This window comes from Nitratireductor sp. CH_MIT9313-5 (genome assembly GCF_037029545.1).
Taxonomy (GTDB): Bacteria; Pseudomonadota; Alphaproteobacteria; order Rhizobiales; family Rhizobiaceae; genus Chelativorans.
Genome location: NZ_JAYMER010000014.1, coordinates 403,228 through 421,974, shown reverse-complemented (window position 1 = coordinate 421,974; position 18,747 = coordinate 403,228). Strand labels below are relative to the sequence as shown.

Here is an 18,747-nt window from a genome sequence, read left to right as displayed (position 1 = left end):
CGCATGGTTCCGACGGTTCAGGCTGCAATGCGGATTGGGTTCCTGTTGCTGGCGGTGGCGACGCCTGCGACTGGGCACGCGCAGGACGGGATAGCCGATGCGCTTGGTGAGCTTCTTCGAGGAAGTCGTGTAGAGGGGCCTGCAGGGGCGAATGGCGAGACAGTCAGGCGTGTGCCTTTCTCACAGGCCGAGATGCAGCTCTCTTTCGCACCGCTGATCAGGGAAACAGCGCCGGCGGTCGTGAACGTCTATGCGTCGTCACATGTCGAGGTGCGCTCTCCCTTTGCGGGCGATCCCTTCTTCGAGCGCTTTTTCGATGTTCCCCGCATGCCGCCACGCGTGCAGTCCTCGCTTGGTTCGGGGGTTATTGTTGATGAGGACGGTATTATCGTGACCAATTACCACGTCATCCGCGGTGCGGATGAGGTGAAGGTGGCGCTTGCCGATGGACGTGAGTTCGAGAGTGAGGTCCTGCTGAAGGATGAGGGTCTTGATCTTGCGGTGCTGAGGATCAGCAATGATGCGCCACTGCCAGCCGTTCGGCTGGGCGATTCAGAAGCGCTGGAGGTGGGTGACCTGGTGCTGGCAATTGGCAATCCGTTCGGTGTTGGCCAGACCACGACGAGCGGCATCGTCTCTGCCCTTGCGCGTACGCCAAGCGGGATCACAGATTTCGGCTTCTTCATCCAGACCGACGCTGCCATCAATCCGGGCAATTCGGGTGGTGCTCTTGTCGGCATGGATGGATCGGTCGTGGGAATCAACACCGCCATTTTCAGCCGTTCGGGCGGTTCCAATGGTATCGGCTTTGCCATTCCCGCCAATATCGTGCGGGTTGTTGTCGAAGCTGCCCAACGCGGCGAGGATTTCTTCGAGCGACCCTATATCGGTGCCAGCTTCGACGCGGTTACGGCACGTATTGGTGATGCGCTTGGTCTGGACCGTCCAATGGGCGCGCTCGTTGTGGATGTCGTCGAGAACAGTCCTGCGGACCGGGCAGGGCTGCGCAGCGGTGACCTGGTTCTGGAAGTCGGTGGCAAACCCGTGGAGCATCCGGAGGGACTGGAATACCGCCTGGCGACCATGCCTCTGGGCTCCCGGGCAAAGCTGTCCGTATTGCGGGAAGACCGCCGCATGGAGATCGAGATTTCGATCGAGCGAGCGCCAGGCGGAACCACGAAGCCTACTACCATCAAGGGAAACAGTCCTTTTGCCGGTGCAACTGTTCAGGACATTTCTCCGCGCCTTGCGCAAAGGATGCGTCTGCCGGTAGACCAGAAGGGCGTTGTGGTCACGCAGGTTCAGCGGGGTGCACCGGCATCACGTGTGGGGCTTCGCGCGGGTGATATCGTTCGCGAGATCAACGGCACGAAAATCAGCGATGTCACCACACTGCAGGTGGCGGCATCATCTGGAGCGCGTTGGTGGCAGTTCACGATCGAGCGCGACGGCAGAATGATGCGTCAGGTAATCCGGTATTGAGGCAAAGCAGTATCCATGGGTGATCTCTTCCAGTCACCAACCAGCAACGAGAGCGCAGCACCGGTCGGTCAGCCTCTGGCAGAGCGGCTGCGTCCCAAAAAGCTGGAGGAGGTAGTCGGACAGGAGCATCTGACGGGGCCGGATGGGGCGCTGACGCGCATGATCCGTTCCGGCTCCCTGGGGTCACTCATTTTCTGGGGACCGCCGGGTACTGGGAAAACCACCGTGGCGCGGCTTCTCGCCGGCGAGACAGAACTGGCCTTTGAGCAGATTTCGGCGATATTCTCCGGTGTCGCGGACCTCAAGAAGGTTTTCGAGGCGGCACGTCTGCGCCGCAGCCAAGGGCGGCAGACGCTCCTGTTCGTGGATGAGATCCATCGGTTCAACCGCGCGCAGCAGGATTCCTTCCTTCCGGTCATGGAGGATGGAACCGTTGTTCTGGTGGGCGCAACGACGGAAAACCCGTCCTTTGAGCTCAATGCCGCTCTTCTGTCGCGCGCACGTGTCCTTTCGTTTCAGTCGCTCGAGCCGGATGATCTTGCCCATCTGCTTGACCGTGCCGAGGCGCTTGAGGAGCGCCCGCTGCCGGTAGATGACGATGCGCGTGCGATGCTTCTGCGCATGGCAGATGGTGATGGGCGCTCCTTGCTGACACTTGCCGAAGAAGTCTGGCGCGCAGCAGGTGAGGGCGAGAATTTCGATGCAGAGAGTCTGCTCAAGGTCGTACAGCGCCGCGCGCCTATCTATGACAAGGGGCAGGATGGCCACTACAACCTCATCTCTGCCCTGCATAAATCGGTTCGCGGGTCTGATCCGGATGCAGCGCTCTACTATCTTTGCCGCATGTTCGATGCTGGTGAAGACCCGCTCTATATCGGGCGCCGGCTCGTGCGCATGGCGGTCGAGGATATCGGGCTTGCCGATCCCCAGGCGCTTGTCATCACCAATGCCGCCAAGGATGCCTATGACTATCTGGGTTCACCTGAAGGGGAACTTGCACTGGCGCAGGCTTGCGTCTATCTCGCCACCGCACCGAAATCCAATGGCGTCTATACAGCCTTCAAGGCTGCCTATCGTGCCGCGAAGGAGCATGGCTCTCTGCTGCCGCCGAAACATATCCTGAATGCGCCGACCAAGCTCATGAAGGAAAGCGGATATGGCAGCGGCTATCGATACGACCATGATGAGCCGGACGCTTTCTCCGGCCAGAATTATTTCCCCGAAGCGCTTGGTCGGCAGAGCTTCTACGATCCGCCGGAACGCGGGTTCGAGCGGGAGATACGCAAGCGTCTCGGCTATTGGGCGAAGTTGCGTCGCGAGCGGGGAGAGCCTTGATCGTGAATGTCTTGCTGGTCTTTCTGGGCGGCGGAGCCGGCGCGGGGCTGCGTTATCTGTCTGTCCTCTGGATAAGCCGGCTGTTCGGAGCCGGGTTTCCGGCGGGTACCATGGTGGTGAATGTGGCCGGCTCCTTTGCCATGGGGCTTCTGGTCGGCTATCTCGCCCGCCGTGCTGAAGGAGTGGGCGAGGGCATGCGTTTGTTGCTTGCCACAGGTTTCCTCGGGGGCTTCACGACCTTTTCAGCATATTCGCTCGATTTCGCCGCCTTATGGGAAAGGCAGGCCGTCATTGCCGCACTCTCATATGCCGTGGCGAGCGTCATCCTCTCCCTCTTTGCGGTCTTTGGCGGTTTGTGGCTCGCAAGAAGCTTCCCATAATGCTATTGGCCCCAGTCGAAATGGATGCAGGTAAATGGCTGGCGTAGAACAGATCAAGGTAGACGACGGTGAAGCGGGCATGCGCCTCGACCGTTGGTTCAAAGCACATTATCCCGGGCTTGGATTCGGGCAATTGCAAAAGCTTTTGCGCACGGGGCAGGTGCGCGTGGATGGCGGGCGGGCGAAGGCCGAAACGAGGGTCCAGCCTGGCCAGATGGTGCGCGTCCCGCCGCTTCAGGTCGACCACAAGGCGGCCGGTCCGGCAACTGTGCGCACGATGCGCGGCCAGGCTGATGGTGACGTGCTCTCGCAAATGCTCATCCATGAGGATGACAAGGTCTTCGTCTTCAACAAGCCCGCGGGGCTTGCGGTGCAGGGTGGATCGGGTGTCGCACGTCATGTGGACGGCATGCTGGAAGCTTGGCGCAACAAGAAAGGCGAGAAGCCGCGCCTCGTCCATCGTCTCGACCGGGATACGTCTGGCGTGCTTGTCGTAGCACGCAGCCGGCTTGCCGCGATGAAGCTGGCCGAAGCTTTCCGCGCGCGCGAAACCCAGAAAATCTACTGGGCGCTTGTCAAAGGCGTGCCGAAGAAGCGCGAAGCAAAGATCTCCACCTGGCTTGCCAAGGAGCAGACGCCGGATGGGGACCGCATGCGCGTGGTGAAGCATGGGGAGCCGGATTCCGACCATGCGGTTTCCAACTACAGGATCGTCGAACAGGCCGGAACGGCACTGTCTTGGCTTCACATGGAGCCCTATACCGGGCGCACGCACCAGCTGCGTGTGCACGCCGCGCATATCGGTTGCCCGATCATCGGCGATCCGAAATATTTCGAGGCCGACCAGAACTGGGAACTGCCGGGTGGTTTGCAGAACCGGCTGCATCTTCATGCCCGTCGCATCATCATCCCGCATCCTTCCGGCGGAAAGCTGGATGTGACGGCGGAGATGCCCGGCCACATGCAGCAGGCCTGGAACCTGCTTGGATTCGACGAGGCGCTCGGTGAAACGGAAAGCTGAACGGATAAGTCCTTTCGCTGCCGAAATCGCAAACCTATATGAGTTGTCATGCGTGAAATTCTAACCGATCTCGAAACCCCTTCTGCGTTGTCGGACCCCGATCCGGTCAAGCGCGCGCAGAAGCAGATGCAGACACCTCTTCCAAAGCGTTTCTACAAAAACGTTGAGATAGGCGAGGCGGATGACGGCTTTAAGGTGCTGCTGGACGGCAAGCCGGTACGCACGCCTGGCAAGACAGTGGTGACGCTTCCCGTGCGAGAGGCTGCAGAGATTGTCCGGGCCGAATATGATGCACAGGAAAGGGAAGTCGATCCGGCAACCATGCCCGTGACACGCCTTGTGAACACCGCGATAGACGGTGTTGCGCAGGATCCGCAGGCCGTTGCCGAGGATATCTTGCGCTTCGCCTCAAGCGACCTGCTTTGCTATCGGGCAGACGGACCGGAGACGCTTGTTGGGAACCAGCGCGAACATTGGGACGGCGTCCTCGATTGGGCCGAAAGACGCTTCGGCGGGAGCTTCAACCTTGCCGAAGGCATCATGCATGTTGAGCAGCCGCGAACCACAATTGCAGCTGTCGGTACCTATCTGCGTGAGCGCACAGAGCCCTTGCGCATTTCCTGCCTGCATCTCATGACCAGCCTCACCGGCTCCGCACTTCTGGCGCTTGCCGTGGAGGATGGGGAAGTTTCGGCTGAAGAAGCCTGGACGGCTGCGCATGTCGACGAGGACTGGAACATCTCGCAGTGGGGCGAAGATGGCGAAGCTGCACAAAGGCGCGCCAACAGGTGGCGCGACATGAAGGCGGCCTCGGACCTTCTTGCCGTGCTTCCAAGATAGCCTGCCCACCAATTATTTCGCCAGATTCGCGTAGGGCGCATTGCCGTTGGGGAAATGAAGAGCTTCGTGCTTTGTCTCGTCCTCGCCTGAGGCGCTGCGCTTATGCACGAGATTGGCGGCGAGCATGCAAATAAGGCTTCCTGCCATGCCTGGCAATGCGATGCGGTTGAAGTCGAGGGCAAGCCAGGGCGTATCCACCGTGGAGACGTGATAGAGCCACAGTGACGCTGCGGTCAGCCCGCCCAGCATTCCTGCCAGCGCGGCGATCCAATCCATCCTCTTCCACCAGATACCGAGGATCAGTGGCAGAAGGATTGAGGAGGCAGAGAAGCCGAGGGCAAGGCTGATGCCGGGCAGGACAAATTGTTGCCCGTGCAGAACGAGAACCGCCCCACCGCCTGCCATCAATAGGATCGCAAGCCTGGCGACAACAAGGCGGGAAGCCGTGTCAGCCTTGGCACCCTTCCAGGCGAAGACAATATCATTGCTCATGCTGTTCGCGCTGTTCGTTATGGCCAGGCTGGTCAGGGCAATAGCGGCTGCCAGCAAGCCGGCAGTGACAACCCCGCTCCATACCTGCGGGAAATCCGCTGGAGGATTGCCGAGCATTTCCTCCACAATTTGAGTCATCGCATCCAAGGGCAACAGGACGCTTCCATTTGCACCCGTGGAACTGGTGAACTCCGCAGGTAGAACTGGCACGACGGCGACTATCCCAAGAATGAACAGAAGGGCCCAGGCGCTTGCCATTCGAGCTGCCTTCAAGCTTCGAGCCGTGGCAAAAGCGGCATGTACGAAAGGAAGGGATGCCACGCCCGCCATGCATGTCAGCATCATGGTCGCGCTGCCCCAGCCACTTACGCTTAATGGTGAATCTAATTCATCACTCAAAAGCGTTGGCCGAAGTTCCGCTGTTGCGGGAAGCGGGTCGGCCAGTCCGAGTGTTTGTAGAAAGGGGAGCAGTAGATAGGCAGCAAGCCCCATGCATATGGCAACGAACAGGGGACCAGCCGTCCATCCGACACTGCGCATGCCCCCAAAGATTGCACTTAGGGCGACCAGAAGAGCGCTTGCGATTGCAGCTGTTAGAGGTGTGACTTGAAGTTTTGATTCAAGAACTGTTGCTGCCAGGGCGAGGCCCGCGATGATGAACGCCGCATTGACCGCCAGCAGAACCAGGCTCGCGCAGATCCGGACACTGTTGCTGTCAAAGTGATCTCCAAGGAAGCTTGCGGTCGAGGAACTTCCGCTTTTTCGGAAATGGGGCACTATGCAGGCGTTCAACACGACGTATGCGGCTGTGCCACCCGCGGCGCAGAAAGCCAGGGCAGTGTAACCGATCGGCTCGCCTCCGAGATTGAAAACAAGCGCGCCGCACAGAAACGATGCTGCCAGGATGCAGCCAACAAGCCGGGAACTGGCAGCCTGATCGCCGTAGAGGAAGGCATGAAGCGTCATGGTGCGCGAAACAAATGCCGCATAAAGCAAATGCAAACCGACCACGGTGAGAAAAATCCGGTCGATGGTCGCTCCATCCGTACCCAATATCTCAAGTATGACAAGAAGTCCGACAAGCGCTGCGGCAAGAAGCCCGTAGGACCATGTGAGACGGCGCGGCCTGGAAGAATTGCCGGGTACCGATCTCATCGCGCGACTTCCTCGAAGCCAAAGCTCTGATCGAGCCTTGCGCGCCGCAGATTGTGAGTAACGACTATCAGCAGATGTATTGTGACCAGAAGCGGGAGGGAATAGCCGGGAAGCCGAGAGACGCCGATGAACTGCAACGCCACCAAGGCAATAGCCCAGGTCGCAGTTACAGCCAGCAAACTCACAAGCATCAGGTTCCTGCATTTTCGCAGGTAACGCTCACGCGCATCAGCCTTCTGCATCCCATCCTCCCCCGTCTTGAAGCTGCAGAGAATCGCCGCAGTTCGACCACAGTTTCAAGCAGTTGGGCTTGAAAGGGAACTCGCCATGCGAGGAAAGGGCGCCAAATGCGGACATTTCAGAACTCGCAGGCGGCATGACGCCATAAAAAAGGCCCCGCCCGAGGGCGAGGCTCTGTCTCATTGTCTTGAGTGGCGATCAGCGCTTTGCAATCGGCACGTAGTCGCGCTGTGTGGAGCCGGTGTAGAGCTGGCGCGGGCGGCCGATCTTCTGGTTCGGGTCCTCGATCATCTCTTTCCACTGGGCGATCCAGCCGACGGTGCGGGCAAGGGCGAACAATACCGTGAACATGGTGGTCGGGAAGCCAAGTGCCTTGAGCGTGATGCCAGAATAGAAGTCGATATTCGGATAGAGCTTCTTCTCGATGAAATATTCATCGGTCAGGGCAATGCGCTCCAGCTCCATCGCAATATCGAGTTGCGGGTCGTCCTTGATGCCAAGCTCGCTGAGAACCTCGTGACAGGTCTTCTGCATGATCTTGGCGCGCGGATCGTAGTTCTTGTAGACGCGGTGACCGAAGCCCATGAGGCGGAACGGGTCGTTCTTGTCTTTCGCACGCTCGATATATTCAGGAATGCGGTCAACCGTGCCGATTTCCGACAGCATGTTCAGTGCGGCTTCATTGGCACCACCATGGGCAGGGCCCCAGAGGCAGGCAATACCGGCTGCGATACATGCAAAGGGATTGGCACCCGAGGAGCCAGCCAGGCGTACCGTGGAGGTAGATGCATTCTGCTCGTGATCAGCATGCAGGATGAAGATCCGCTCCATGGCGCGTGCCAGGACCGGGTTCACCTTGTATTCTTCGCACGGGACCGAGAAGCACATATGGAGGAAGTTGGCCGCGTATCCGAGATCGTTCTTCGGGTAAACGAAAGGCTGTCCCACATGATATTTATACGCCATTGCCGCAATGGTCGGCATCTTGGCGATCATGCGCAGGCTGGCAACCATGCGCTGATGCGGGTCGGAGATATCGGTGGAGTCGTGATAGAAGGCAGACATCGCGCCCACGACACCGCACATCACCGCCATAGGGTGGGCGTCCCGGCGGAAGCCGGTGAAGAAACGGTTCATCTGCTCATGCACCATGGTGTGGTGCGTCACGCGGTAGTCGAAGTCTTCCTTCTGAGCCTTGGTCGGAAGTTCACCGTAGAGAAGCAGATAGCAGGTTTCCAGAAAGTCGCCATGCTCGGCCAACTGCTCGATCGGATAGCCGCGATGCAGCAGAATGCCCTCGTCACCGTCGATATAGGTGATCTTCGATTCGCAGCTTGCGGTAGAGGTGAAGCCCGGGTCATAGGTGAACATGCCGGTGTTCTTGTACAGAGCACCGATATTGATGACGTCCGGTCCGAGCGTACCATTCAGTACCGGAAATTCCTTGCTGTCGCCACCAAGCTCCAGTTTCGCACTCGATTCTGACATCGCAACACCTCTTCCATATGTGAAACTTGGGGGCGCGGGATAATGCTCCGCGCAGGAGACGCGGCCCGCCACAGGTGGCACTTAGCTATCGCATTTGTCTGCCCATGCCAAGCGCACCACACCCCCAATGTTGCAGTGCACCGGCGATGTGCAGACCAAAGTATTATGCCACCTGATCTTTTATCCGGGCGAGCGATTCCTCCCGTCCAAGCACGACCAGCACATCAAAGATGCCCGGCGAAGTGGTGCGACCCGTCAGAGCAGCGCGCAGCGGCTGGGCAACCTTGCCAAGCTTTACCTCCGCCCTTTCGGCACATGCGCGCACTGCCGCTTCCGTGGAATCCAGCGTCCATTCGTCCAGAGCGGAGAGGTCGGAGTGGAGGCTGGCGAGGATCGCGCGTGCATCATCGGTCAAAAGGCTGGTGGCCTTCTCCTCGAACGGCAATGGGCGCTTGGCGAAAATAAATCCAGCGCCATCAAGGAGTTCGACGAGCGTCTTTGCGCGTTCTTTCAAACCGGGAATGGCCTGTCGGATCTGTTCGCGTTGTTGATCCGTCAGGTTCTGTACGATCAGCGGACCGCCTTCCAGATAGGGCATCTGCTTCATGAACAGCTCAAAAAGATCGTCGTCAGAGCTGTTGCGCATATGGATGCCGTTGATGGCCTCGAGCTTCTTGAAGTCGAAGCGCGCTGCGCCCTTGTTCACATCCTCGATCTCAAACCATTCGACCATCTGCTTGATGGACATCACTTCGTCATCGCCATGGCTCCAGCCAAGGCGGGCGAGGTAATTGCACAGTGCCTCGGGCAGATAGCCCATGGAGCGATAGGCTTCCACGCCCAGCGCGCCGTGGCGTTTGGACAGCTTCGCACCGTCAGCACCGTGAATCAGCGGAATATGCGCCATCACCGGCACATCCCAGCCCATGGCCTTGTAAATCAGGGTCTGGCGCGCGGCATTGGTAAGGTGGTCGTCACCGCGGATGATGTGGGTTACGCCCATGTCGTGATCATCCACGACGACTGCGTGCATGTAGGTTGGCGAGCCGTCGGAGCGCAGAATGATGAAATCGTCGAGATCCTTGTTTGGAAAGCGCACCTCGCCTTGAACCTTGTCATGAATGACGGTCTCGCCATCCTTTGGCGCCTTGATGCGAATGACAGGCTTTACGCCTTCAGGCGCTTCGGAGGGATCACGATCACGCCAGGTGCCGTCGTAGCGCGGCGGGCGGCCTTCAGCGCGCGCCTTTTCGCGCATGGCCTCCAGCTCTTCCTGGGAGGCATAGCAATAATATGCTTCGCCTCGTTCCACCATTTCCAAGGCCACTTCACGATGGCGATCGGCCCGCGAGTGCTGAGAAACCGGCTCGCCGTCCCAGTCGAGGCCGAGCCAGGACATTCCCTCGATAATGGCCCTGGTTGCTTCGTCGGTGGAACGCTTGCGATCGGTATCCTCGATACGCAGCAGCATCTTGCCGCCTGTGTGACGCGCATAAAGCCAGTTGAACAATGCTGTCCGGGCGCCGCCAATATGCAGGAAGCCGGTGGGTGAGGGGGCGAAGCGGGTTACGACAGGTTTTGACATGACATCCTGTTTGGGCTGTGGGCGATCCTGACCGCCCATCCGTCGGGTGGAAATTGCGTGCGCCTCATGTAGCATAGGCGAGAGCGCACGCAAGCGCCGGGGGCTTATGGGAAATGCAAGGTGACGGGGCGGCCACCAGCATGGATGAGCGCGAGCGGTTCGGGCAGGGTTTCGGCCAGGTCGGTTCGCCCGTGGCGGAGCCTGTCCGGGATATTGCAGAAGCTGGTGGTGCGACGCTGCCTTCGGCGCAGCCACGGTCGCGTAAATCCCTGACTCAGTCGTTGAGTGGAAATGTGCTGAGCGACCTGCACGTGGAAGCTGCCCGAGGCACACCGTTCCTGTTTCTGCCTGTCTTGCTGGCCATTGGCGCAGCGGTCTATTTCGCCTTGCCGGAAGAACCAGCAGGCGCAGCCATCGTGGCAACTGTCACGGTGCTCCTTGCGGGCCTTTTTCTGGCGCGAGGTAGACCGGTGGTCTCCCTCGGACTTGCGGCGTTACTGGTTTTCTCAATGGGGCTGGCCGCAGCCAAGCTGGAGACCTGGCGGCGATCAACACCGATGCTTGGTTCGCCCATTGCCACAACGCTGACGGGGCAGGTGTTGACACTTGAGCACATGGCAAACGGACGCATCCGGCTTACGCTGGATGTGATCGGGACAGAGCGGCCGCAACTGAGATATGCACCTGACCGTGTCCGGGTCAGCGCCCGCAATGTGCCGGATGCGCTGGCGCCGGGCGACGTTGTCAGCGGGCTGGTGCGGCTGATGCCGCCTTCCGGGCCGGTGCGCCCTGGTGCCTATGACTTTGCCTTTACGAGCTTTTTCCAGGAGCGGGGTGCAGTTGGCTTCTTTCTGCGCAATCCCGTGCGCGTTCAAAAAGCCGAAGAGAGTGTTCTATTGCGTGCGCAAAGCCTGGTCCAAAGGCTGCGCCGGGCGCTCGCTGAGCGAATTTCGCGCCATGTGGATGGGCAGGCTGGGCAAGTGGCGGTCGCGATGATCACCGGTTTCCGTGCGGGCATACCCGAAGAAACGAATGAGTGGCTACGGCGCGCAGGGCTGGCGCATATTCTGGCAATTTCAGGCCTGCACATGGCATTGGCCGCCGGATGCGTCATGCTTGGCGTGCGCTGGGGCTTCGCGCTCTTTCCTCAGAGCGCCTCGCGCCTGCCGGTGAAGAAATATGCCGCAGGCGCAGCTTTGCTTCTGGCCACGCTTTATCTGCTGATCTCCGGAGGAGCCGTCGCCGCGCAACGCAGCTATATCATGCTCGCCGTCATGCTGGCAGCGCTTCTGTTTGATCGCGCGGCGATAACAATGCGTAATCTCGCCATTGCCGCCCTCATCATCATTGCCGCATCACCCCATGTGGTGGTCGGGCCCAGTTTTCAGATGTCCTTTGCGGCGACTGCGGCACTGATTGCCGCGTATGGATGGTGGACGGAACGCCGCCGCAGGGCCTCGCACCGGCCGCATCGGGAGCGAGGGCTGGCCGCTCGCGTGGCAATGGCGGTACTACTGTTCTTCGCCGGGCTTTGCGCGACCAGCATTATTGCCGGCCTGGCAACCAGCCTGTTCGGAGCGTGGCATTTTCAGCGCGTCAGTCCTTATGCTTTGCCTGCAAATCTGGCGGCCATGCCCCTGGTCTCGCTTGTTGCCATGCCATCTGCGGTAATCGCAATGATCATGATGCCATTTGGGCTGGATGGACCATTCTGGCTCCTGATGGGCAAGGCGATAGAGGGGATTACGCTGATCGCCGAAACGGTTTCAGATCGCAGTCCCATTGATGCGATCGGTCTGATGCCGCGGGGCGCATTCCTGCTGCTCGTCAGCGGGTTTACATTGCTGGTCATTTTCACGACGCGGTTGAGAATTCTGTCGCTCCCGTTCCTGCTTGCCGGACTGGCCGTCTGGTCCCAGCGCGACCTTCCAGATGTCCTTGTGAGCGATGATGCGCGGCTCGTCGGTGTCCGCGTGGCAAACGGGGCACTGGCGGTCAACAGAGACCGGCCCAACGGCTTCACCATGGGTGATTGGAAACATGCGCTGAATGTCGATCAGGTGATCAAGCCGCAGGGTGTGGATGAGGGGCAGGCCACACCAGACAACGCCTTTTCATGCGCCGACACGGTCTGCTCGCTGGAGCATCCCCATGGTGGAGCAATCGTGCATCTGAAGGACCCGGCAGACACTAGAGCCTATTGCTCGAAAGCTGCGGTGATCGTGGTCGACGATGCCACAATCTCCTCTCCATGCGGCAGGCACGTGTTGCTGCTGACCAAGAAGGATCTCGCACAAAATGGTGCTGCGGCAATCTATCTGTCGACCAGACCGGACAGGATAACCCGACTTGTACATGCCGTGGCCAGGCCCTATCGGCCCTGGCATGAACACCGACAATATTCTCGCGCTGCAAGGGCCTGCCGCCCTACCGGAGGGATTAACCCTCCTGCGGGCGCGCTATGAATTCAGCAGCGACCCGAGGGCTCACAAGGTCAGTAGCGGCGGATCAAACCGACCAGCTTGCCTTGAACCTTCACGCGGTCGGGGCCGAAAATGCGCGTCTCATAGGCAGGATTGGCTGCCTCAAGCGCAATGGATGCGCCCTTGCGCCTGAGCCTCTTGAGTGTGGCTTCCTCATCGTCAACCAGCGCAACAACGATCTCACCGGGATTGGCCGAACTGGAATGTTTGATGATGACAGTATCACCATCGAAGATCCCAGCCTCGATCATCGAGTCGCCTTTTACTTCCAGAGCGTAGTGCTCCCCACCTGAAAGCATATCCGGCGGTACCGTGATGCTGTGGGTCTGGTGCTGGATGGCATCGATGGGCACACCGGCTGCGATACGCCCCATGACCGGGACGCTGTAGGCGCCACCGTCTTCAGCCGGTGCAGGCGCGGGAGCGGCGGGACGGGCAGGTTCGGGCGTTTTGCCGAGGCTACCCTCGATCACGCTTGGCTGAAACTTGCGTGCAGTGCCGCCAAGACCTGGTGCGATCGAATCAGGCAGGCGCAACACTTCCAGCGCACGAGCCCGGTTGGGAAGCCTGCGGATGAAGCCCCTTTCCTCGAGCGCGGTAATCAAACGATGAATGCCCGACTTGGAAGCCAGGTCGAGCGCCTCCTTCATCTCGTCAAACGAAGGCGGGATGCCCGTCTCCTTCAGACGCTCGTGGATGAAGAGCAGCAGCTCGTGCTGTTTGCGTGTCAGCATTGCCGACTCCCGGAATCAGTCATAAACAAAACCAGAACATAATGTATCTGTTCCAGTTGTGTTCCGCAACGGCAATTTTGGCGTCAGTCTCGCAGCATCAGGATCCGGCATCTGTCGCCGGCGGCCGCGGCGGGTGCGTGGGGTTCCCTGATGAGGAGGCAGTTTGCGGCAGCATAAGCCGTCAGGTGCGACGAATCCTGGTGAGCAAACGGTGTTGCTAGAAGCCCCTCAGGGCCTTGTACCGCGACTGCACGCACATAGTCCTGACGTTCATCATTGGCCGACATGGCAGTGGCGAGCCTGGCGCGGCGGATATCGGGACGGAAGATAGCGCCGGAGAGCCGGGCCAGGAGCGGTCGCAGAAAGAGTTCGGCGCAGACAAGACTGGAAACAGGGTTGCCGGGCAGGCCCAGCACCCGCTGGTTGCCCAATCTTCCGGAGATCAATGGCTTGCCCGGGCGCATGGCAACTTTCCAGAACGAAAGCTGCATTCCCGCGTCAGCCAGTGCGCTGCGCACGAGGTCGTGTTTTCCAACCGATGCGCCGCCGAGCGTGACCAGAACATCCGCTCCTTGACCGGAGGCTTGCTGCAATGCCGCAGAAATCAACGCTGCGTCGTCGGGTATGATGCCCAGATCAAGCACTTCAGCACCTTCCTGTTCGGCTATGGCTGCGATGCCGAATGTGTTGGATGCGATGATCTGATTTTCTCCGATCTCGTCGCCGGGAGGGACAAGCTCGTTACCGGTGGCAAGTACCGCCAGAAGCGGTTTCCTGTGCACGCATAGGCTCGGATGTCCGCCAGAGGCGGCAAGTGCCAGAGCTGCGGGATCGAGTTTGCGCCCCGGTTCAAGCAGGGTGTCGCCTTCACGAAAATCGAGGCCTGCCAGCCGGATATTTCGTCCAACCTCGACGGGACACGTCGCACGGATTGTTGCCTGACCGGTCTGTTCGGTGTTCTCCTGTATCAGGACAGCGTCAGCACCTTTCGGCACAGGTGCCCCGGTGAAAATCCGTACCGATTCCCCATGCTTGAGCGTGCCTTCGAACCGTGTGCCAGCCGCAGCCTCTGCGACCACGCGCAGGTTGTTCTGGGGTTTGCGGGTGTCGTCCGCACGTACCGCAAAGCCGTCCATTGCGGATGCGTCGAAGGGCGGCTGGGTCCGGTTGGCATATATCGGTGACGCAAGGACACGTCCTGACGCTTCTCTCAATGGCACGCATTCGGGTTCCAGCGGCTTGACGCCGTCCAGAACTCGCTCCAGCGCTTCATCAACGGGAAGAAGTGCCATCCGGTGCGTCTTCTCTTCTCCAGTGGCCCGATTTGCCGCCGGCTTTCTCGACAAGGCGGAGATTGGTGATTTCCATGCCGCGATCCATGGCCTTGGCCATGTCATAGATGGTCAGGCAGGCAACGGAGGCTGCTGTTAGAGCTTCCATCTCCACGCCTGTCTTGCCGGTCACCCGTGCGGTTGCACAAATGTGAAGGCCCGGCAGTTCCTCGTCGGGTTTGATTTCGACGGCAACGCTGTCGAGACCGAGAGGGTGACAAAGCGGGATGAGTTCGTGGGTGCGCTTTGCAGCCATGATGCCTGCAATGCGTGCAGTGCCGATAACGTCACCTTTCTTGGCATCGCCTCTGCGGATGGCATCCAGCGTTTCCGGACGCATTTTCACGGATCCCTCAGCCATTGCATGGCGGGCGGTTTCGCTTTTTGCGCCAACATCCACCATCTGCGCAGTGCCATCGGAGGTGATATGGGTGAGCCGCGTCATGGAAACTCAAGCAGCCACAGGAGCGAGCAGATCGCGTGTGGCTTGGGCTACATCATCCTGGCGCATCAGGCTCTCGCCGATCAGGAAGGTGTTGATGCCGCATTTCGACAGGCGCTGGCAGTCAGCATTGGTGAAGATGCCGCTTTCGCCCACAATCAGCCGCTCATCGGGGACAAGCGGTGCCAGCTTCTCGCTGGTCTCGAGGCTGACTTCGAATGTTCGCAGATTGCGATTGTTGATACCAATCAGCGGTGAGGACAGTTTGAGCGCTCGCTCAAGCTCGGGTTCGTCATGAACCTCCACCAGCACGTCCATGCCAAGTTGGAAAGCCTCGTCTTCAAGTTGGCGCGCCTCATCGTCGGTGAGGGAAGCCATGATGAGCAGGATCGCATCTGCTCCCCAGGCGCGGGCTTCGTGAACCTGATAGGTCTCGAACATGAAATCCTTGCGCAGGACCGGAAGACCCGAGGCATTGCGCGCCTGTGCAAGATATTCCGGCGCTCCCTGGAATGAGGGCTTGTCCGTCAACACAGAGAGGCAAGTCGCGCCGCCTTCGCGATAGGCTTCGGCGAGTGCCGGCGGGTTGAAGTCCGCACGGATCAGTCCCTTGGAGGGGCTTGCCTTCTTCACCTCGGCAATAAGCGCAAAACGGCCCTTGTCGATGTCAGAGCGCAATGCGCGTGCAAAACCGCGGGGCTCTTCGACATCTGCGGCTTTCGCCTTGAGCTCGCTCAGCGGAACAGCGGCTTTTGCGGCCGCGATCTCCTCGCGCTTGTAGGTCTCGATCTTTTCCAGAATGTCAGCCATTGCCGTCCTTCGCATGTCGCTCCGGCTTACCGGTTGGACACTTCGACCAGTTTTTCGAGGCGCTTCAGAGCGCTGCCATTGTCGATTGCCGCCTGGGCCATCTTCACGCCGTCCTGCAGATTCTCAGCCTTGCCAGCCATGGTCAATGTACCGGCTGCGTTGAAAACTGCGATATCGCGATAGGCATTGCGCTCTCCTTCAAGAACGGCACGCAGCGCGCGGGCATTGTACTCGCCGTCGCCGCCCTTGAGATCAGCTACGGTCACGCGTGGGAGACCGACTTCCTCCGGCGTCAGATCAAAGGTCCGAATCGCACCGTTTTCAAGGGCGGCAACCTTGGTTGTGCCGGCAGTCGTTATCTCGTCCAGGCCGTCGCCATGTACGACCCAAGCCCTGTCCGTGCCAAGCTCCTTCAACACCTCTGCCAGCGGTTCGACCCACTGGGGCGAGAATACCCCCACGAGCTGATGCTTGACGCCGGCGGGATTGGAAAGCGGTCCGAGCAGGTTGAAAATCGTGCGGGTACCCAGTTCCACGCGTGCTGGCCCCACATGGCGCATCGCAGCGTGGTGGTTGGGCGCGAACATGAAGCCGAGACCTGCTTCGGTAATGCACTCGGAGATCCTCTCCGGCCCGATATCGATATTCACGCCAAGTGCGGCAAGGCTGTCGGCAGCACCGGAGCGGGAGGAGAGGGCGCGATTGCCGTGCTTTGCCACCGGAAGGCCGCTGCCGGCAATGATGAATGCGGCGCATGTGGAGACGTTATAGGTGCCTGAAGCGTCTCCACCGGTGCCGACAATGTCCACTGCGTCTTGCGGAGCGGAGACGGTGAGCATCTTGGAGCGCATCGTATCTACGGCGCCGGTGATTTCCGCTACCGTTTCGCCACGGACCCTAAGCCCCATGAGGAAGCCGCCGATCTGCGCAGGGGTGGCCTCGCCCGACATGATAATCTCGAAGGCTTCACGCGCGCGTTCGAAGTCGAGAGGTTCACCCGCGGCGACTGTCGAAATGTGCTTTTTGAGATCTGCCATGGCTCAGAAGCTCATTGCCTGTTCGACGGCATTGCGGTTCACGCGGACCTCATATTTCTGCTGCAGGCCCTGCACTAGCTGCTGAACGAGGTCGTTCGCATAGGCTGAACCGGTGGAGGAAACCACGTCCTGGGGCAGGGCGTCAGGCCCTGTTTCAGCCGGGGCGAAAACTTCCGTTACCTTGAACAGGAAACGACCTTCACCGGCCGGGTTGGGGAATACGCCCACACCCTGCGGTCCAACATTGAACGCTGCTGCTACACCATCACGGCCAAGATCGGAGTCGTCCGCCAAGCGCTTCAGACCGCGCTTCACCTGCTTTTCCTGTCCGATCTCTTCGGCAACCGCGTCGAGCGAGGTGCCCGAACGGATGCTCTGCGCCAACTCGTCGGCGCGCTCGCTCAGACGGCTTGCGGCTTCCGCTTCCTTCCAGTCTGCCACAACCTGGTCGCGGACTTCGTCAAGGTCGCGCTCACGCGCCGGCACGATATCCTCCACCTCGTAGAAGAGATAACCGTTAGCGCCCAGATTGATGGGAGCATTTTCGATGCCTGTGTCGGTCTCGAAAGCTTCGGAGAGAAGATCCCGCGAAGCGGGAAGGTCGGAGATAACATTGCCAGCTTCATCGCGGGCATTGCGGTCCACCTTCTCGATAACCTGCATTTCAAGGCCAAGCCGCTCGGCTGCCTCCTTCATCGTGGCACCACCGGCACGCGCGTCTTCATAGGTGTCGTAAACGTCAAGAAGCGTACGGCTTGCTTCATCCAGAGCGAGTTCGTTGCGGATCTCATCGGCAACTTCCGCCATCGGAGTCACTTGCTCGGGTGTCACATCGGTCACGCGCAGAATCACATGTCCGAACGTGCCTTCAACCACTTCGCTCACCCCGCCTTCGGGCAGTGCGAATGCAGCTTCGGCCAGAGCCTGGTCAGAAAGCTCGTTTTTCGCAAAAGTGCCCAGCTCCGCATCCTCCAGTGACAGATCGCGCATCTCCACGAGGTCTTCGAAGGTTGCTCCGGTGCGCATGCTCTCGCGCGCGGCTGTTGCCTCTTCTTCCGTCGGGAACACGATTTGCTCGATGGTGCGCTTTTCTGGCTGCGTGTAACGCTCTGCGCGCCCTTCGTAGTACTCGCGCACCTGCTCGTCTGTGACGCTTTCGGGGTCTGCGATGTCTTCAGGCTCAAGTTTCACATAGGCAATCTTGCGATATTCGGGAGCCGCGTAGTTCTCGCTGTTCTCCTCGAAATAGCTTGCGAGTTCTTCGTCCGAGGGTTCCTCGATCGGCTCCACGAGGGAGCGTGGCAGCGGCACGAACTCGATCGTGCGGCTCTCACCGCGATACCGGGCAAGATTGCGCAGGAAGGTTTGCGGGGCATCCATGCCGTCGGATACGGCCTCTATGATCTGCTGCCGGATGGCGACCTGTTCGCGGTTCTTCAGATAGTCTTCCGGACGCATGCCGACCTGCGACAACACGAACTGGAATTGCTGGCGGTCGAAACGGCCATCCGGACCACGGAAGGCCGGATCAGAAGCGGTAAGCTCGGCCAGACGGTCCTGGGAGAGACCAAGGCCGATCTCGCGCGCTGCTTCGTCAAGAACCGCACCTGATGCCAGTTCGGAGAGCACCTGATTGTCGACGCCGAAAGCGACCGCCTGTTCGCGGGTTATGCGCGTGCCAAGCTGCTGGGACAGGACCGACAGCGTCCGATCATAGGCAAGCCGGTAGTCCAGCATGGACACCGAAGTGCGGCCTGCAGAGATCACGTCCCTGCCCATGTCCGAGAAGATCTGCCCCGAGATTCCCCAGAATGCGAAGCTGGCCACCAGCAATACGAGCAGCAGCTTTGCGATCCACGTGGAAGCAGCATTTCTCAGAGTGTTGAGCATGA

General features: G+C 59.8%; 16 protein-coding genes. 6 read left to right on the top strand and 10 right to left on the bottom strand.

What is annotated here, in order from left to right; genetic code table 11:
- Positions 1–27: 27 nt before the first annotated feature.
- The 5 genes from WA367_RS09515 to WA367_RS09495 are packed head-to-tail and all read left to right on the top strand — an operon-like array spanning position 28 to position 5,058.
- Positions 28–1,482, top strand: coding sequence for a DegQ family serine endoprotease (locus WA367_RS09515; RefSeq protein WP_336057095.1), 1,455 nt, complete (start codon positions 28–30; stop codon positions 1,480–1,482).
- Positions 1,483–1,497: 15 nt separating this feature from the next.
- Complete coding sequence (locus WA367_RS09510; protein WP_336056531.1) at positions 1,498–2,817, top strand: replication-associated recombination protein A; 1,320 nt, start codon at positions 1,498–1,500, stop codon at positions 2,815–2,817.
- Positions 2,817–3,197, top strand: coding sequence for a fluoride efflux transporter CrcB (gene crcB / locus WA367_RS09505; RefSeq protein ID WP_336057094.1), 381 nt, complete (start codon positions 2,817–2,819; stop codon positions 3,195–3,197). Before WA367_RS09510 ends, crcB begins: the two co-directional genes overlap by 1 nt.
- 34 nt (positions 3,198–3,231) lie before the next feature.
- Positions 3,232–4,218, top strand: coding sequence for an RluA family pseudouridine synthase (locus WA367_RS09500; RefSeq protein WP_336056530.1), 987 nt, complete (start codon positions 3,232–3,234; stop codon positions 4,216–4,218).
- Positions 4,219–4,266: 48 nt separating this feature from the next.
- Positions 4,267–5,058 (top strand): ATP12 family chaperone protein, encoded by a 792-nt coding sequence (locus WA367_RS09495; protein WP_336056529.1) that lies wholly within the window; start codon positions 4,267–4,269, stop codon positions 5,056–5,058.
- Between the two features lie 12 nt (positions 5,059–5,070).
- Here the strand turns inward: WA367_RS09495 and WA367_RS09490 are convergent, their stop codons facing one another.
- The 4 genes from WA367_RS09490 to gltX all read right to left on the bottom strand — a co-directional run bounded on the left by WA367_RS09490 (position 5,071) and on the right by gltX (position 10,018).
- Positions 5,071–6,705 carry a sodium:solute symporter family transporter gene (locus tag WA367_RS09490; protein WP_336056528.1) on the bottom strand — a complete coding sequence of 545 codons (1,635 nt, stop codon included), beginning with the start codon at positions 6,703–6,705 and terminating at the stop codon, positions 5,071–5,073.
- On the bottom strand, positions 6,702–6,947 hold the full coding sequence (locus WA367_RS09485; protein WP_336056527.1) for a hypothetical protein: 246 nt from the start codon (positions 6,945–6,947) through the stop codon (positions 6,702–6,704). Before WA367_RS09485 ends, WA367_RS09490 begins: the two co-directional genes overlap by 4 nt.
- Positions 6,948–7,143: 196 nt before the next feature.
- On the bottom strand, positions 7,144–8,433 hold the full coding sequence (gene gltA, locus WA367_RS09480) for a citrate synthase (protein ID WP_336056526.1): 1,290 nt from the start codon (positions 8,431–8,433) through the stop codon (positions 7,144–7,146).
- 163 nt (positions 8,434–8,596) lie between these two features.
- The gene (gene gltX, locus WA367_RS09475; protein ID WP_336056525.1) at positions 8,597–10,018 is read right to left on the bottom strand and encodes a glutamate--tRNA ligase; all 1,422 of its coding nucleotides are present in this window, start codon (positions 10,016–10,018) and stop codon (positions 8,597–8,599) included.
- A gap of 113 nt (positions 10,019–10,131) precedes the next feature.
- Here gltX and WA367_RS09470 point away from each other — a divergent pair, with 113 nt between their 5' ends.
- Positions 10,132–12,483, top strand: a complete 2,352-nt coding sequence (locus tag WA367_RS09470) for a ComEC/Rec2 family competence protein (RefSeq protein ID WP_336056524.1) — start codon at positions 10,132–10,134, stop codon at positions 12,481–12,483.
- A 29-nt stretch (positions 12,484–12,512) separates the two neighbouring features.
- Here WA367_RS09470 and lexA read toward each other — a convergent pair whose 3' ends face one another.
- From lexA to WA367_RS09440, 6 genes are all read right to left on the bottom strand, one after another.
- On the bottom strand, positions 12,513–13,235 hold the full coding sequence (gene lexA, locus WA367_RS09465) for a transcriptional repressor LexA (protein WP_336056523.1): 723 nt from the start codon (positions 13,233–13,235) through the stop codon (positions 12,513–12,515).
- 83 nt (positions 13,236–13,318) lie between these two features.
- Positions 13,319–14,527 (bottom strand): molybdopterin molybdotransferase MoeA, encoded by a 1,209-nt coding sequence (locus WA367_RS09460; RefSeq protein ID WP_336056522.1) that lies wholly within the window; start codon positions 14,525–14,527, stop codon positions 13,319–13,321.
- Positions 14,508–15,011 carry a cyclic pyranopterin monophosphate synthase MoaC gene (gene moaC / locus WA367_RS09455; RefSeq protein WP_336056521.1) on the bottom strand — a complete coding sequence of 168 codons (504 nt, stop codon included), beginning with the start codon at positions 15,009–15,011 and terminating at the stop codon, positions 14,508–14,510. The genes WA367_RS09460 and moaC overlap by 20 nt, the downstream gene beginning before the upstream one ends.
- A 6-nt stretch (positions 15,012–15,017) precedes the next feature.
- The gene (trpC, locus tag WA367_RS09450; RefSeq protein ID WP_336056520.1) at positions 15,018–15,818 is read right to left on the bottom strand and encodes an indole-3-glycerol phosphate synthase TrpC; all 801 of its coding nucleotides are present in this window, start codon (positions 15,816–15,818) and stop codon (positions 15,018–15,020) included.
- A 26-nt stretch (positions 15,819–15,844) separates the two neighbouring features.
- Complete coding sequence (gene trpD / locus WA367_RS09445; protein WP_336056519.1) at positions 15,845–16,855, bottom strand: anthranilate phosphoribosyltransferase; 1,011 nt, start codon at positions 16,853–16,855, stop codon at positions 15,845–15,847.
- Between the two features lie 3 nt (positions 16,856–16,858).
- Positions 16,859–18,745: a peptidyl-prolyl cis-trans isomerase gene (locus tag WA367_RS09440; RefSeq protein ID WP_336056518.1), complete on the bottom strand. Its 1,887-nt coding sequence runs from the start codon at positions 18,743–18,745 to the stop codon at positions 16,859–16,861.
- Between the last annotated feature and the right edge of the window lie 2 nt (positions 18,746–18,747).

Bases quoted from the DNA above. Each gene is read 5' to 3' on its own strand.
- WA367_RS09515 (WP_336057095.1), top strand. From the start codon at position 28: ATGCGGATTGGGTTCCTGTTGCTGGCGGTGGCGACGCCTGCGACTGGG.
- WA367_RS09510 (WP_336056531.1), top strand. From the start codon at position 1,498: ATGGGTGATCTCTTCCAGTCACCAACCAGCAACGAGAGCGCAGCACCG.
- WA367_RS09500 (WP_336056530.1), top strand. From the start codon at position 3,232: ATGGCTGGCGTAGAACAGATCAAGGTAGACGACGGTGAAGCGGGCATG.
- WA367_RS09495 (WP_336056529.1), top strand. From the start codon at position 4,267: ATGCGTGAAATTCTAACCGATCTCGAAACCCCTTCTGCGTTGTCGGAC.
- WA367_RS09490 (WP_336056528.1), bottom strand. From the start codon at position 6,705: ATGAGATCGGTACCCGGCAATTCTTCCAGGCCGCGCCGTCTCACATGG.
- WA367_RS09485 (WP_336056527.1), bottom strand. From the start codon at position 6,947: ATGCAGAAGGCTGATGCGCGTGAGCGTTACCTGCGAAAATGCAGGAAC.
- gltA (WP_336056526.1), bottom strand. From the start codon at position 8,433: ATGTCAGAATCGAGTGCGAAACTGGAGCTTGGTGGCGACAGCAAGGAA.
- gltX (WP_336056525.1), bottom strand. From the start codon at position 10,018: ATGTCAAAACCTGTCGTAACCCGCTTCGCCCCCTCACCCACCGGCTTC.
- WA367_RS09470 (WP_336056524.1), top strand. From the start codon at position 10,132: ATGCAAGGTGACGGGGCGGCCACCAGCATGGATGAGCGCGAGCGGTTC.
- lexA (WP_336056523.1), bottom strand. From the start codon at position 13,235: ATGCTGACACGCAAACAGCACGAGCTGCTGCTCTTCATCCACGAGCGT.
- WA367_RS09460 (WP_336056522.1), bottom strand. From the start codon at position 14,527: ATGGCACTTCTTCCCGTTGATGAAGCGCTGGAGCGAGTTCTGGACGGC.
- moaC (WP_336056521.1), bottom strand. From the start codon at position 15,011: ATGACGCGGCTCACCCATATCACCTCCGATGGCACTGCGCAGATGGTG.
- trpC (WP_336056520.1), bottom strand. From the start codon at position 15,818: ATGGCTGACATTCTGGAAAAGATCGAGACCTACAAGCGCGAGGAGATC.
- trpD (WP_336056519.1), bottom strand. From the start codon at position 16,855: ATGGCAGATCTCAAAAAGCACATTTCGACAGTCGCCGCGGGTGAACCT.
- WA367_RS09440 (WP_336056518.1), bottom strand. From the start codon at position 18,745: ATGCTCAACACTCTGAGAAATGCTGCTTCCACGTGGATCGCAAAGCTG.